This window comes from Nonlabens sp., assembly GCF_051251825.1.
GTDB lineage: Bacteria > Bacteroidota > Bacteroidia > Flavobacteriales > Flavobacteriaceae > Nonlabens.
Window position 1 is genome coordinate 98,642 of record NZ_JBPOGG010000002.1, and the last position, 13,283, is coordinate 111,924.

Sequence of the window (13,283 nt, forward strand, 5' to 3'; positions counted from 1 at the left end):
GGTGAATAGTTTTGCATTTACTGCTTATTTAATGACCAGTCATAGTCCTTATAAGAGATAGTCGCTTCACTATCTAAAGGAGTTGTTGCATATTTATTAATGTATGCAATTATGGAAACTCCAGTATCTGTAAAATCGCTTTTATACCAATCAAATATTTTACTCAATTGAGGTGCTGCCGTATTTGATAAATCATTTTTATCTGAGTTGATAAACTCACGAGCAGATTTATCCATGAGGCTATTTAAATTAGTCGCTGTAAAAGCAGTGTTTTGCAGTTTAGGACAAGAAAAACTAGCACAATTAATAGCAAAGTGTATGCGTGGATCACCCATTTTTTGTAGTACATTTTTCTCTACAGCAGCAAGTGAATATGCCTTATCATTAATCATTACATGTTCTACTAACCATACCTGACCCAGTGGTCCACTTATATCCTTGATACTTGCTGGCATATCGTTTTCTAGTATCAAATTTACCGTAGCAGCATTATACAGATTGATATAATATGCAAATTGTTCATTAATGCTTGTCGTTTTTACCGGTGCATTATCATTAAGATATTGCAAATATTCTTTAAGCATTGCTTGATCTTTTTTAAAGGCTGTATAGTTAACAAAGCCTTTATCATTTACGTGCTTTTTCAACAATCCATCCCAAATGGAATGGTCCATAACATCATTTGTAGCGTCTACTAGTTCTTGATCACTTGCTAAGGTATTATAAGTTAAATCTTTTCCTCCTACACATGATGTGAATAGGATTATTAAAAAGGTGATATACATGTATTTCATGAATTGTGATTTATATGAGTTAAAAGATGTACGTAAATGTGGTACTTAGAGTTTTAAAAAAACCTTATGTCTATCTCTAATAATAATCAAAAGTAGTTTCAATACATCACAATAAAATCACAACATCTAGAGCTTGTTAAACATCTATAAGTTAAAGGGAATTTTCTACAATTGCTTAATAAGACTCTGGAACAAACGCACCATTTTAGGCTCTGCCTCTCCAGCGATGGCAATAATCTCTGCGATGTCAACTGGTTTTAAATCATCTGGATCGCACTCATCTGTAAGGACAGAAACGGCACAAACTGGTAGGTTCAAGTGATTTGCGACTATGATTTCTGGAACGGTACTCATTCCTACTGCATCTGCTCCCATGAGTTTGAGCATTCTATATTCTGCTCTGGTTTCTAATTGGGGTCCTACTACACTAGCATAAACTCCTTTGTGAATCGTAGTTCCTTGATCCTTGGCTAGTTTTAAAAGTAACTCATTCATGTTTGCATCATATGGAGCGCTCATGTCTGTAAATCGTTCTCCAAACTCACTCACGTTTTTAAACGCCAGCGGACTACCACCCTGAAGATTGATGTGGTCGTCTATAACCATCATGTCTCCTTTTTTCATGTCTAGATTAACTGCTCCAGCGGCATTTGAAACTAATAGATTTTTAATTCCTAATCCATGCATCACACGTATAGGGTAAGTAATGTCTATAAAATCATAACCTTCATACAAGTGAAAACGACCTTGCATCACCACTACTTTTTTACCGCCTAGATCTCCATAAATCAATTTTCCAGTATGGAATTCTACCGTTGCTAGTGGAAAGGAAGGAATGTTGTTGTAATGTGCGACTTTTTGGTTCTCAATGCTATTGACCAGTTGACCTAAACCTGTTCCTAGAACGATTCCTACTTCTGGAGCGTCAAAACCTTGATTCACTAAATATTCTATAGAGTCTGCGAGTTGTTTTTTACTAAGCATGTATGTGTTTTAAAAAAGGTTGAAATGCTGGAACGTCTTTGATATCCTCATAAAAATCGACATCGTTGCGCGGCTCTAGCATGGTGTAATTTATAGTTTTTAAGTCTTTTAAAGTTTCTTCAAGTACGGTTTCTGTTCCCCAAACTTTGTTTGAGAAGACATTATCAGGTACTTTATTTTTAAATCCGAGTAGGTAATAACCACCATCTATCGCTGGACCTATTACCGCATCTTTTGTATCTAATAATTCAAAAGCTCGATTCAAATCTTCAGTAGTCAAATCATGCATGTCACTACCTATGATAATGACTTTATCATGTGATTGAAAAGCAGTTTCAAAGGCGTGTTGCATGCGTATTCCCAGGTCTTGTCCTTGCTGCTGGAATTTCTTATAACGATTATTATCCCAATCATCGTTTTCATGAACTTTCTCTGAGTACCAGACTTGCGGTTGCGCGTTAACGGTTTTGGTAATCTCTCTAGTATGATGAAGAAGGAATTTATAAATCTCAAATGCAGCTTCATCTCCTACCGTTGCGGCAAGACGTCTTTTCCCTTTTCCTAATTCGGGATTACGTGTAAAAATAATAAGTGCGTTTGATGAAGACATAAATTTATTTGAATATCAAAAATGCAATTCCTTTATCACAATTATGTTATGGAAATGGGAAAATTTAAGTGAACGGTAATGGAAATCCACTTCTTAAAGTTATGCAACGCAACATCCCTCTAAATCTCCCTTCAAAGGGAGACTTTTAAGACACGATTATTTCTTCACACGTTTTTCATTTTGCTTCACAAAGGCTGCCCAGCCGGTATAGCTTTTCCCTACCTCAACTCTACCGCTATTATAAAAATGGCACACGGCTGCGGCAAGACCGTCAGTCATGTCTAGGTTTTTAGGCAATTCTTTGAAACCGAGCAGGCTTTGAAGCATTTTTGCGACTTGCTCTTTACTTGCTGTTCCTTTTCCAGTGATAGATTGCTTGATTTTACGTGGCGCATATTCAGTTACAGGAATATCTCTAGAAAGTCCAGCTGCCATGGCAACTCCTTGTGCGCGACCTAGCTTGAGCATGGACTGCACATTTTTACCAAAAAACGGTGCCTCCAGCGCAATCTCATCTGGATGATGAGAATCTATGAGCTCAATGGTACGTTCAAAAATCTTGCGCAACTTCACGTAATGATCGCTGTATTTGCGCAAATCGAGCTCGTTCATTTGTACAAAAGTCATCGTTTTTCCCACGACTTTAATAATCCCAAAACCCATAAGAGCTGTTCCAGGATCTATACCGAGAATGATTTTTTCTGTTGCCAATTGTTGTATTTTTCGGGCTATGACTAGCACCTGGCACAAAGCTAAGCAATTCCTCGCTCCATCTCTCAAGATTTTGGTGCTCATTGCATGCGTTATTGTGCTGTATTTTCAATGGAAAGACAGGCCATTAAGAATGGATATGGCACTTGACTACCTGCAGGACATTCCGCTCTACTCTATTGTTTTGATGCTTTTGTTGAGTCTTGCCAGCTGGCTAGTGGAAAGTAAAAAATGGCAGTTGTTAGTACGAGATGTTGAAGAAATACGCTTTCGCGAAAGCGTAACGCAAAGTCTCACTGCTCAAGCCGCAAGTTTTATTACTCCATTACGTGCTGGCGAATTTGCATTCAAGGCATTATATTTTGAAAAGCCGCAACACAGAAAGATTTTGAGCAGAGTTTTTGTGGGGAATTTAAGCCAACTTATAATCACTATTATTTTAGGAATTCTAGGGCTTCTCGTATTCCTCAACAAAGATTTAAACGGCGTTTTTTTCATCAGCTTTATCGTGATTACTTTATGCTGTTTGATTTACATATTATTTCTATGGATACAAAAAAAGTGGGAAATTAAAGAAGTGAGCCTTAAAACCTGGAGCACGGTTATGATGTTCTCACTTTTAAGATATGTACTGTTTGCAAGTAACTGGTTGCTTATTTTATGGACTGTTAAAAGTGAGACAGCACTTATTTCTTGGATTGATAATATTGCTGTAAACTATTTTGCGGTATCCGTCATTCCTATGTTTCAAATTTTTGATATTCCTGTAAGGTGGACTACTGCCAGTTATATTTTTAATGGTAGCACTTATGATGATGGACATATTTTAATTGCAACCACTATAGTCTGGGGAACAAACACACTTTTCCCAACCTTACTAGGCTGCGTGTTATTGCCTTTTAAAAAGCTTAAAACTGTATGATGTTTTGGGTGATTGTTATATCGTTTGGATATTTATTTGTCGTTCTAGGACTAGTTCTAGAAGGTTTAACTTATAAAGCACGACCACATCGAGCAAGTCCACCGAGTGTCACTGCAGACTTCAGCTTTAGTGTCATCATTAACTATAGAAACGAAGCTCAAAACTTAAAAGCTTTACTTCATAGTATTTCACAACTAGAATATGATTTTACACGCGTCGAATTCATCTTTATCAATGATAGCTCTAGTGATGAGAGTTTAACAATTCTAGAAAATTTCTCTGCCCAAAATAGTCACATTTCCACAATGCTACTGAATAGAGTTCCCATTTCTAAAAGCGCCAAAAAAGATGGGATTTCTCAAGCATTAAAAGTAGCTCAACACCAGCATATCATTTGCACAGATGCAGATGTAATTCTACCTAAAAAATGGTTGCATGCTTATAATAAACAATACCAACTCCTACCCGATTCACATTTTATAGCGGCACCAGTTGAAATTAAGCTGGCTGATAATTTGCTAACACAGCTACAACATAGCGAAATGACTGCGCTACAAATGACTACCATAGGCGGTTTTTCCATACGACAACCATTTATGTGCAATGGCGCTAACATGTCATTTACTCAACAAGCCTTTCATGACGTGAATGGATATGAGGGAAATAATCACATATCTAGTGGTGACGACATTTTTCTCCTGGAAAAACTTGTTGCAGAAGATGTGCTGAAATGTTCTTATCTCAAATCTCAAGAAGCCATAGTTACTACATATCCTAAAATGAACTGGAATTCCATGATTGATCAACGTGTGCGCTGGGCTCAAAAAGGAACCGCGACCAAAAGTGGATTGAATAAACTAGTCAGTTTCCAAGTATTGTTAATGAGTTTATTATTTATCGTATCACCTATTTTAAAGATTTTTAATTGGATAAGCACTCCTCAATTAATTGCGATTTTGGCTGTAAAAATTTTAGTAGATGTGATTGTTTTATTTGTTGGGAATCGGTTTTTTAATAATAGGAAGTGGCCTCTTCATTTGATACCACAGTTAATTATATATCCTATGGTAGTTATTCTTATCGCATTAAAAAGTTTAAGAAAACCGAGATGGAAAGAGCGAGAAGTTAATGTATAGCTGGTTTAATGACGACTGGTAAAAGAAAAGAAGCACTAACTGGTATTCCATTTTTAGTCGCCGGATCTATTTTACAAATGTCATGTAATCTCGATTGAAGTAAAGAATCCACCATTTTTTCTCTGCTATTTACAGGAGGAACTTGCAGTCCTTGATAACTGATCGTTCCTTTTTTATTTACTAATAGAACTGCCATGACACTATCACGTTGTGTAATCTCAAACTGGAGTTGATGGTCTTTTAATTTTAAAGCAACTTGTTCTTGAAGTTTCTCATAGAAACAAGTGGTCGCATTTTCAAGCTCACCACAACCTTCAAACAGCGGATAGGTATCAGGTTGCGATAAATCTATTTCTTGCAGTCGCTGCTGGGCGATTTGATTGGCTTCGGTTTCATTTTGTTCTTGCGTGCGACAAGATGATGCCATCGCACACATCATGATTACCAGTAAGATAGTAAATCGCATCATGGCTGTAAAAATACCATTTTTCTAATCGTCGCCATTCATGAAAACCGCTTCCTTTAAATCTGAGAGACGTTCTGCGGCTAGAGTGCCATAATCGCTTTTCTCTCCATGAAGTTCTAAGTACTTTTCATAGTATGGAATGATGGTTTTTTTATCTTCAAAGTAGCGGTCTGCCGCCACTGCCAGCTGGTAATTAATTAACGCATCATCAGTACGCTCTTTTTGAGCCATTTTAAGCGCAAAAAAAGCATTTTTAATATCTTGATTACGAGCATGAACAGCTGCTAGTTGCACATATTCTCTATCTAGTAAAGGTCGCTTTAACGCAATAGCAGTTTCAATAGCATCAATAGCTTCATCAAAGCGCTCTAATTTCATATAAGCAATGCTAAGATTGAAATATATACCAGGCTTTTTATCATCATAATCCTCCATGTATATGAGATACTGATCAATTGCCTTTTCAAATTGTTTCTCTTGAAAATAGGAGAAAGCGAGTCCATTACGATTATACTCAGTATTATTACCTAAGGTAAACAAACGTTCAAAAACTGGGACAGCTTTACTATACCACTTAGCATTCATATAAGCTTGAGCCAGGTAACTATTCATCTTTACATCTGTAGAATCCATTTTGATGCCTTGTTTTGCAAACTGAACAGCTACAATAAAATCTCTGTTTTGAATCAAGTTTTTAATTAATTCTAATCGTGCGGCACGGTAATCCTCATCTATAGTTAATGCGCTGTTATAGGCTTTAATAGCATTATCAATTTGATTCAATCCAGACCATGCTTCACCTAGGTAGTAATGAAAGCTTGCATTTTCAACTTGTCGTTCTTTTAATGATTCAAATACCGGAATTGCATCTACAAATTGTTGACTGTTAATCAATAACTTTCCATATTCGTACATAGGTTTAAGGGTAGTACTGTCTTGTAAAAAACCTTTTCTATAATAGGAAATAGCTTTGGAATTATTTCCCAATTGTGAATATGCCTGAGCCAGCTTAAATTCTCGTACGGCATTTTGTGGTGCTTTTTGATATTCTTTTATAGCTTCTTTCCAGTTGCCAGTTTGAGCTAGTTCATCACCAGCATCTAATTGTGAAAAGGTACCCCAAGAAACCAACACTGCTATTAAAAAAACAACTTTTTTCTTCATTTCCTAAAATTAGGCAAGGTTATTGAAGAATCAAAAGAAATTACATGTATTATGAAAAAACTAGCTCTACTTTTAACACTAGCCGTAGTATTTATTTCTTGTGAAGGTCCACAAGGTCCACCAGGATTTAATGGTACCAATGGAACTAATATTGTTGCTCAATCTTTTGAAGTCACAGAGAGTTTCAGTGCTCCAGATTACTCTCAACTTGTTATTTACCCAAATAATATTGAGGTATTTGATACTGACATGACGCTTATTTACATTTTATGGGATGAAGTTCCTGGGAATAATGGCGGTACTGTAGATGTGTGGAGATTATTACCACAAACGGTTTATACAGACTTTGGTGAATTCCAATACAACTATGACGCTACCAACGGTGATGCGACTATTTTTCTAGATGCACCGAGTACTTTTGATTTTAACGACTTAGCTCCTGGAGATTTAGATAATCAAACTTTCAGAATAGTTATTCTACCGGTTGATTTGGCTTCAAATCCATTACTAGACATTACAGATTACAACTCCGTTATGAATCTTGCAGGATTGAACTCGCAAGACATCATTACGATTGAATAAAAATAACATCTCGCTCAGGGAATCAAATGATGACATTTGAGGTGGAGAAGGCGTTACTCTTTAGAGAGTTTCGCCTTTTCTTTTATAAATACATTTCAATCCATTGAGCAACTCCATGCTCTTTGTGATGTGCGGTTTGATAAGCAGCCACTGCTTTTACCTCATCTCTTGCGTTATCAACAGCCACTCCATGACCTACTCCTGCAATCATTTCCACATCGTTATAATTATCTCCAAAAGCAGCGACATGTTGCATCTGCACTTCCGGAAAACACTCTTTAATTAATAATTCTAGGGCTGTTTTTTTTGAGATGTCCATAGGCGATATTTCAGTATAGGTGTCTTTAGATCGATATAGATGTAGTTGGGATTGTAATTTTCCCGCTTTCGCGAAAGCGTGATCCATAGCATCTCGATCACCCATCAACATAATTTTATGAGCACCACCTTGTTGCTGCGTTTCCTTAAAATAAGCTAATGTAGTCTCCAAAGCCTGTACTTGTGGTGTAACTCGAGTATTATTTTCCTCGCGCTGTGCCCAATAATCCAGTTCTGGTACAAACCACTCTGCGCCTCTATAAATACTACAATGCAAATTGTTTTCAAGAGCAATCTGAGCGATGGCCTCGATGTCTTTGAAAGGAATTGTAGTGCTGTGTAATTGTTTTTGTTGATTCAAAACGAGCGCGCCATTATAACAAATAATAGGCATTTCCTTTTTTTGCAAAGCGTCTTGCAAATAGTACATAGCCTGTGGCATGCGAGCCGAAATCAATATTAACGGCAAGTAATTTACTTTTTGAAACGCTTTCAATGTCTGAGCCGAAAGAAATCGGTGTTCATCGAGTAAAGTGCCGTCTATGTCTGTGGCGAGGAGTTGAATCATGTATTTCGAGATAAAAAACAAATGTAAATCGTTCCAATTAAATCAAAGGCAAAAATATTTTGAATTATTTTTAAAAAGTACTTGCAGATATTAAAATGAAAAGTATATTTGCAACCGCTAACGCAGAAATGTGATAGCAACGTTCATTAAAGAACACGGTCTGGTAGTTCAGTTGGTTAGAATATCTGCCTGTCACGCAGAGGGTCGCGAGTTCGAGTCTCGTCCAGACCGCTTTTTTGGTTTAATAAAGAAACCAAATACAATTCAAGTTGTGTATCCTCTAAAATAATTGAGGATTTGAGAAGGTGTCACAAGACACTTTTTGAGAAGCTTTTCCAAACGGAGAGGCTTTTTTGTTTTATAGAAGTTTCAATCTTCTGAATATTCTTTAAAAATTTGCTTTTACATTTCCCGATTGTACTTATCTTGAGTAAAGATGTTTTTAACGAAATATTGTAATATAATTTACTTGATAAACTTATATTCCATCTATAATTTCAAAACCTACCATTATGAAAAATGTAATTCAGAAAATCTTTTTAGTATCAATTTTTGCATTATCTCTAACAGCTTGCAGAAATGAAGCAGAAACTGCTGAAGAGAAAGCACAAGAAATGATAGAGAATGCTGATGAAGTTAAAGTTAAAGAAGATAAAGTGAAAATTGAAAATGCGGACGGTAGCGAGACCAAAATAAAATATGATGAAAACGGCAATGTCGAGAAAGTAAAAACTGATGACTAGTTTAATAGTCAACGCATAATTTAAAAGCAGCTTTAACGGCTGCTTTTTTTATAAAATTAACCCTAGTTTTACATTAGGAAATGACCTTTTGAAAACTAACCGACTTTTCTTTATTGATGCTGTTCGTGCCTTTGCAATTCTTATGATGTTGCAAGGTCACTTTATTGATACACTTCTCGCTCCAGAATATAGAGATCCAGATAGTATCATATTTCAAATCTGGAGCTACTTTAGAGGTATTACAGCTCCTACCTTTTTTACTATTTCTGGAATCATCTTTACTTACCTATTGATGAAATCTAAGAAAAAAGGACAGGCACCAGAACGTATAAGGAAAGGATTAACAAGAGGTTTATTATTAATCGCTATAGGTTACGGACTTAGAGCACCCATTTTTGAATGGCTCACAGGAACTTTTAGAAATTATTTTCTAGTCATAGATGTGTTACAAATTATAGGTCTCTCTATTATTATCACAGTTGGCTTGTATTATCTGACATTTAAAAAGTCCTTACTGTTTTCTATTCTTATGCTCGTTTTAGGAATAGCGATTTTCACGTTGGAACCGTGGTATCGTGAACTGGACACAACAGATATCCCATTAATATTTGCAAATTACCTTACAAAATCAAACGGCTCCATTTTCACCATATTACCTTGGCTAGGTTATATGTCTATTGGTGCATTTATCGCTTCACTGTTCTACCGTTATGTAGGAAAAGAAAAGTTCAAACCTATTTTAGTCTCAGGACTTTTAATCATAGGAACATTACTCATTTATAACTCTTCACACTTCTTTATGTGGATGTATCGATGGAGTGATGTGGTTGTTTTTAAAGAAGTAGCTTATTACAATTATCTATACACCCGTTTAGGAAATGTACTAATCTTACTAGGTATATTTTATGCGCTAGAACAATTGATGACTAACCAAATGATTTTCAAAATAGGGCAAAAAACACTTTCTATTTATGTAGTTCACTTTGTTATCATTTATGGAAGTCTAACTGGTTTTGGGTTATCTCAGCTTATAGGTAAAACACTCAATCCTTATCCCGCGGCTATAGGAGCCATTCTGTTTATTATAATTGTTTGCTTGATAGCACTCTATGGTATCAAGACCAATGCTTTTATTTATAATAAGTTGAGAGGTTATTTTAAGAAAAAATGATAATAACAAAAAAGCCCTTCATTTCTGAAGAGCTTTTTTTGTGCGGATGACAGGAATCGAACCTGCACGCCGTGAAGCACTAGATCCTAAGTCTAGCATGTCTACCAGTTCCATCACATCCGCGTAACTAGTAATCCCTATTTGGGACGGCAAATATACATACTTTTGAGATATTACAAATTCTTTATCAAATAAAAAATACTCCTTTCTTATCTTTACCTTAAATACTTTTAAAATGAACACCAAAGCATATGTCGATCAACATAAAGATCGCTTCATAAATGAACTCATAGACCTACTCAAAATCCCTTCCATAAGCGCAGATCCTGCCTATAAAAATGATGTGATTAAAACCAGTGAGGTTATTAAAAAATCTCTAGAAGATGCCGGATGCGATCACGTAGAAATTTGTGAAACGCCAGGTTACCCTATTGTCTACGGAGAAAAAATCATTGACCCTAATCTACCTACCGTACTGGTTTACGGACATTATGACGTCCAGCCGCCAGATCCTGTAGAGCTTTGGGACAGCCCACCATTTGAGCCAGTTATTAAGAAAACTGATTTGCATCCCGACGGAGCGATTTTTGCTCGTGGCGCCTGTGATGATAAAGGACAGATGTACATGCACGTGAAAGCGATGGAATACATGACCGCAAATAATGATTTGCCTTGTAACGTGAAATTCATGATTGAAGGTGAAGAAGAAGTAGGAAGCGAGTCTCTAGGCTGGTTCCTAGAACGTAACCGTGAAAAACTAGCTAACGATGTAATTCTTATATCAGACACAGGAATGATTGCTAAAGATGTACCTAGCATCACTACAGGACTGCGCGGCTTGAGCTACGTAGAAGTAGAAGTTACTGGACCTAATCGCGATTTACATTCTGGTCTTTACGGTGGTGCCGTGGCAAACCCTATCAATATTTTATGTGATATGATTGCACAACTGCACGATGAGAATAATCATATTACTATTCCAGGTTTCTATGATAAGGTAGAAGAACTAAGCACTGCAGAACGTGCCGAAATGGCCAAAGCGCCTTTCTCCCAAGAAGCATATAATAAAGCTCTTGACATTGCTCAAGAACACGGCGAAAAAGGATATACAACAAATGAGCGCAACAGCATACGTCCTACACTGGACGTAAACGGAATTTGGGGTGGATATACAGGTGAAGGAGCTAAAACTGTGATCGCTAGTAAAGCATTTGCAAAAATATCTATGCGTCTCGTTCCTGATCAAAACTGGCATGAAATCACAGAATTGTTCCAGAAACATTTTGAAAGCATCGCTCCACCAAGTGTAAAAGTCAAGGTGAAACCTCATCATGGTGGAACGGCTTATGTCACTCCTATCGACAGTTTGGGTTACAAAGCGGCAAGTGCGGCTTATGAGGACACCTTTGGTAAAACACCTATTCCGCAGCGCAGTGGTGGCTCCATTCCTATTGTTGCTCTTTTTGAAAAGGAATTGAATTCTAAATCTATTTTAATGGGATTCGGTTTGGACAGCGACGCGATCCACTCGCCTAACGAGCATTTCGGAATCTGGAATTACTTGAAAGGAATTGAAACCATTCCTCATTTTTACAAGCACTATACAGCGATGAGTAAGTAATAATTAAGTTTGTCATGCTGAATTTATTTCAGCATCTATACCACAATCATCCCATTCTTTACCGAGTGGGATTTTTTTGTTTCCGCTTTCGCGAAAGCGTGATTACACCATCTTGTAACTTTTCAATAGCTTTATAGTCTAATAAATTACTAACCGACTCATATGCTATTCACTCAAGAACATGTACCTCAATGGTCACTAGGAAGAAGGATTACGTTTAGATTTATCTTCTTATTCCTCGTAGGTTTTATATTCTTGATGCCTACGCGGTTTCTATTCAGCCCATTACTTGTGTGGATGGGAGAAAACATCTTTGAATCTACGGGAAGATTATCACTGGAGTCCACGGGTAGTGGAGATGATACGATGTCGTGGCTTTCAGTGGTGTTGCAATTGTTTATGGCTGTTGTGGGCACTTTAATTTGGTCAGTAGTTGATCGCAAACGTGTTTCTTATAATAAGTTGTTCTATTGGTTTCGCATTATTTTACGCATATTCCTCGCCTTCTTTATGATGGTCTATGGATTTGCCAAAGTTTTTCTAGTACAATTTAATGAACCTTCCTTACTTGAGTTGATGCAACCATTGGGCGATATGTCTCCTATGGGACTGGCGTGGACTTATATGGGATTCAATCCATGGTTTCAGGTATTTACTGGTATTCTAGAAGTTCTTGCTGGAATATTATTAGTATCGAGACGCACACAATCTCTGGGAGCTTTAATGGTTATAGGTATTATGACGCATGTGGCCGTTATGAATTTGAGTTTTGATATTCCTGTAAAAATTTTTTCTATTCATCTTGCTATTATGGGATTAGTGCTTTTTTTAAGTGATGGAAAACGCATTTTATTTGCCTTTTTTAGTAGATCTAAAAATTTACTTCCAGAGGATTATAGACCCATAAAACCAGAATATGATAGAGCAATACGTATTATTAAAATAGTAAGCCTAATCATCATCGTTTTGGGTGTAAGCGTATTACGCGGCGCTATTTATTTAGAACAATCTAAAGACAATTTTAAAGACGAATTCTACGGAATATGGGAAGTGGAAACCTTCATTAAAAATGGTGATACCATTCCACCGTTAACAACCGCTTCACAACGATGGCGTTATATAGTCATGGAGACTAAAGATCGATCCAACGTTAAATACATGAATGATAGTATCGCAGCATACCATTTTAAAGTTGATAGTTTGAGAACTAACATTTCTATTTACAAACGAAATGATGATGAAGTAATTGACAACTTTAAGTTCATTAAAAAAGACAGTCTTCAATTACATTTTAAAGGAATTCTAGAATCTGATAGTCTCGAGATTCATTTAAAAGCCAAAGACCTTAAAGATTTTACACTCACTAACCGAGGATTTCATTGGGTAAATGAGAGTCCGTTCAATAAGTAGGCAGTACGCAAAATTAAAAACCGGATACCTCTTTCATTTTATTTTAGCTTTATTTTTCAATTTATTCACCTCTACACTTGTAG

14 protein-coding genes and 2 tRNA genes are annotated in these 13,283 nt (G+C 36.5%); 8 read left to right on the forward strand and 8 right to left on the reverse strand.

Going from position 1 to position 13,283, the window contains the following annotated elements:
* Window positions 1–17: 17 nt before the first annotated feature.
* The 4 genes from ACSHWW_RS02945 to ruvC all read right to left on the reverse strand — a co-directional run bounded on the left by ACSHWW_RS02945 (window position 18) and on the right by ruvC (window position 3,099).
* The gene (locus ACSHWW_RS02945; protein ID WP_435680923.1) at window positions 18–794 is read right to left on the reverse strand and encodes a DUF547 domain-containing protein; all 777 of its coding nucleotides are present in this window, start codon (window positions 792–794) and stop codon (window positions 18–20) included.
* A gap of 165 nt (window positions 795–959) precedes the next feature.
* Window positions 960–1,778 (reverse strand): purine-nucleoside phosphorylase, encoded by an 819-nt coding sequence (locus ACSHWW_RS02950; RefSeq protein ID WP_435680924.1) that lies wholly within the window; start codon window positions 1,776–1,778, stop codon window positions 960–962.
* Window positions 1,771–2,388 (reverse strand): TIGR04282 family arsenosugar biosynthesis glycosyltransferase, encoded by a 618-nt coding sequence (locus tag ACSHWW_RS02955; protein WP_435680925.1) that lies wholly within the window; start codon window positions 2,386–2,388, stop codon window positions 1,771–1,773. The genes ACSHWW_RS02950 and ACSHWW_RS02955 overlap by 8 nt, the downstream gene beginning before the upstream one ends.
* Window positions 2,389–2,544: 156 nt before the next feature.
* Window positions 2,545–3,099 carry a crossover junction endodeoxyribonuclease RuvC gene (gene ruvC / locus ACSHWW_RS02960; RefSeq protein WP_435680926.1) on the reverse strand — a complete coding sequence of 185 codons (555 nt, stop codon included), beginning with the start codon at window positions 3,097–3,099 and terminating at the stop codon, window positions 2,545–2,547.
* 19 nt (window positions 3,100–3,118) lie between these two features.
* Here ruvC and ACSHWW_RS02965 point away from each other — a divergent pair, with 19 nt between their 5' ends.
* Both ACSHWW_RS02965 and ACSHWW_RS02970 read left to right on the forward strand, forming a co-directional pair.
* Window positions 3,119–4,021, forward strand: coding sequence for a lysylphosphatidylglycerol synthase domain-containing protein (locus tag ACSHWW_RS02965; RefSeq protein ID WP_435680927.1), 903 nt, complete (start codon window positions 3,119–3,121; stop codon window positions 4,019–4,021).
* Entirely contained in the window at window positions 4,021–5,157 is a 1,137-nt protein-coding gene (locus tag ACSHWW_RS02970; RefSeq protein ID WP_435680928.1) for a glycosyltransferase, read from the forward strand. The genes ACSHWW_RS02965 and ACSHWW_RS02970 overlap by 1 nt, the downstream gene beginning before the upstream one ends.
* Here ACSHWW_RS02970 and ACSHWW_RS02975 read toward each other — a convergent pair.
* Together ACSHWW_RS02975 and ACSHWW_RS02980 are read right to left on the reverse strand one after the other, a co-directional pair.
* Window positions 5,147–5,626 carry a hypothetical protein gene (locus tag ACSHWW_RS02975; protein WP_435680929.1) on the reverse strand — a complete coding sequence of 160 codons (480 nt, stop codon included), beginning with the start codon at window positions 5,624–5,626 and terminating at the stop codon, window positions 5,147–5,149. The two genes, ACSHWW_RS02970 and ACSHWW_RS02975, sit on opposite strands and share 11 nt — an antisense overlap.
* Window positions 5,627–5,647: 21 nt before the next feature.
* Window positions 5,648–6,787 (reverse strand): tetratricopeptide repeat protein, encoded by a 1,140-nt coding sequence (locus tag ACSHWW_RS02980; RefSeq protein ID WP_435680930.1) that lies wholly within the window; start codon window positions 6,785–6,787, stop codon window positions 5,648–5,650.
* A 51-nt stretch (window positions 6,788–6,838) separates the two neighbouring features.
* On the opposite strand from ACSHWW_RS02980, the gene ACSHWW_RS02985 reads away from it, so the two are divergent.
* Complete coding sequence (locus tag ACSHWW_RS02985; RefSeq protein ID WP_435680931.1) at window positions 6,839–7,369, forward strand: dihydrolipoamide dehydrogenase; 531 nt, start codon at window positions 6,839–6,841, stop codon at window positions 7,367–7,369.
* Window positions 7,370–7,451: 82 nt separating this feature from the next.
* On the opposite strand, the gene ACSHWW_RS02990 is transcribed toward ACSHWW_RS02985, so the two are convergent.
* Window positions 7,452–8,255, reverse strand: coding sequence for an HAD family hydrolase (locus ACSHWW_RS02990; RefSeq protein WP_435680932.1), 804 nt, complete (start codon window positions 8,253–8,255; stop codon window positions 7,452–7,454).
* Window positions 8,256–8,412: 157 nt separating this feature from the next.
* On the opposite strand from ACSHWW_RS02990, the gene ACSHWW_RS02995 reads away from it, so the two are divergent.
* From ACSHWW_RS02995 to ACSHWW_RS03005, 3 genes are all read left to right on the forward strand, one after another.
* A tRNA-Asp gene (locus ACSHWW_RS02995) sits at window positions 8,413–8,486 on the forward strand.
* Between the two features lie 281 nt (window positions 8,487–8,767).
* Window positions 8,768–8,998 (forward strand): hypothetical protein, encoded by a 231-nt coding sequence (locus tag ACSHWW_RS03000; RefSeq protein WP_435680933.1) that lies wholly within the window; start codon window positions 8,768–8,770, stop codon window positions 8,996–8,998.
* 88 nt (window positions 8,999–9,086) lie between these two features.
* Complete coding sequence (locus ACSHWW_RS03005; RefSeq protein WP_435680934.1) at window positions 9,087–10,169, forward strand: heparan-alpha-glucosaminide N-acetyltransferase; 1,083 nt, start codon at window positions 9,087–9,089, stop codon at window positions 10,167–10,169.
* A 41-nt stretch (window positions 10,170–10,210) separates the two neighbouring features.
* Here the strand turns inward: ACSHWW_RS03005 and ACSHWW_RS03010 are convergent.
* Window positions 10,211–10,292: transfer RNA gene (locus tag ACSHWW_RS03010), tRNA-Leu, on the reverse strand.
* Window positions 10,293–10,404: 112 nt separating this feature from the next.
* On the opposite strand from ACSHWW_RS03010, the gene ACSHWW_RS03015 reads away from it, so the two are divergent.
* Window positions 10,405–11,790, forward strand: coding sequence for a dipeptidase (locus ACSHWW_RS03015; protein ID WP_435680935.1), 1,386 nt, complete (start codon window positions 10,405–10,407; stop codon window positions 11,788–11,790).
* A gap of 162 nt (window positions 11,791–11,952) precedes the next feature.
* Window positions 11,953–13,200, forward strand: a complete 1,248-nt coding sequence (locus ACSHWW_RS03020; RefSeq protein WP_435680936.1) for a DoxX family protein — start codon at window positions 11,953–11,955, stop codon at window positions 13,198–13,200.
* Window positions 13,201–13,283 lie beyond the last annotated feature (83 nt).

What these genes read in the sequence shown, in the direction of transcription:
- ACSHWW_RS02945 (WP_435680923.1), bottom strand. Translation starts at nt 794, where the DNA reads ATGAAATACATGTATATCACCTTTTTAATAATCCTATTCACATCATGT.
- ACSHWW_RS02950 (WP_435680924.1), bottom strand. Translation starts at nt 1,778, where the DNA reads ATGCTTAGTAAAAAACAACTCGCAGACTCTATAGAATATTTAGTGAAT.
- ACSHWW_RS02955 (WP_435680925.1), bottom strand. Translation starts at nt 2,388, where the DNA reads ATGTCTTCATCAAACGCACTTATTATTTTTACACGTAATCCCGAATTA.
- ACSHWW_RS02965 (WP_435680927.1), top strand. Translation starts at nt 3,119, where the DNA reads ATGACTAGCACCTGGCACAAAGCTAAGCAATTCCTCGCTCCATCTCTC.
- ACSHWW_RS02970 (WP_435680928.1), top strand. Translation starts at nt 4,021, where the DNA reads ATGTTTTGGGTGATTGTTATATCGTTTGGATATTTATTTGTCGTTCTA.
- ACSHWW_RS02975 (WP_435680929.1), bottom strand. Translation starts at nt 5,626, where the DNA reads ATGATGCGATTTACTATCTTACTGGTAATCATGATGTGTGCGATGGCA.
- ACSHWW_RS02980 (WP_435680930.1), bottom strand. Translation starts at nt 6,787, where the DNA reads ATGAAGAAAAAAGTTGTTTTTTTAATAGCAGTGTTGGTTTCTTGGGGT.
- ACSHWW_RS02985 (WP_435680931.1), top strand. Translation starts at nt 6,839, where the DNA reads ATGAAAAAACTAGCTCTACTTTTAACACTAGCCGTAGTATTTATTTCT.
- ACSHWW_RS02990 (WP_435680932.1), bottom strand. Translation starts at nt 8,255, where the DNA reads ATGATTCAACTCCTCGCCACAGACATAGACGGCACTTTACTCGATGAA.
- ACSHWW_RS03000 (WP_435680933.1), top strand. Translation starts at nt 8,768, where the DNA reads ATGAAAAATGTAATTCAGAAAATCTTTTTAGTATCAATTTTTGCATTA.
- ACSHWW_RS03015 (WP_435680935.1), top strand. Translation starts at nt 10,405, where the DNA reads ATGAACACCAAAGCATATGTCGATCAACATAAAGATCGCTTCATAAAT.
- ACSHWW_RS03020 (WP_435680936.1), top strand. Translation starts at nt 11,953, where the DNA reads ATGCTATTCACTCAAGAACATGTACCTCAATGGTCACTAGGAAGAAGG.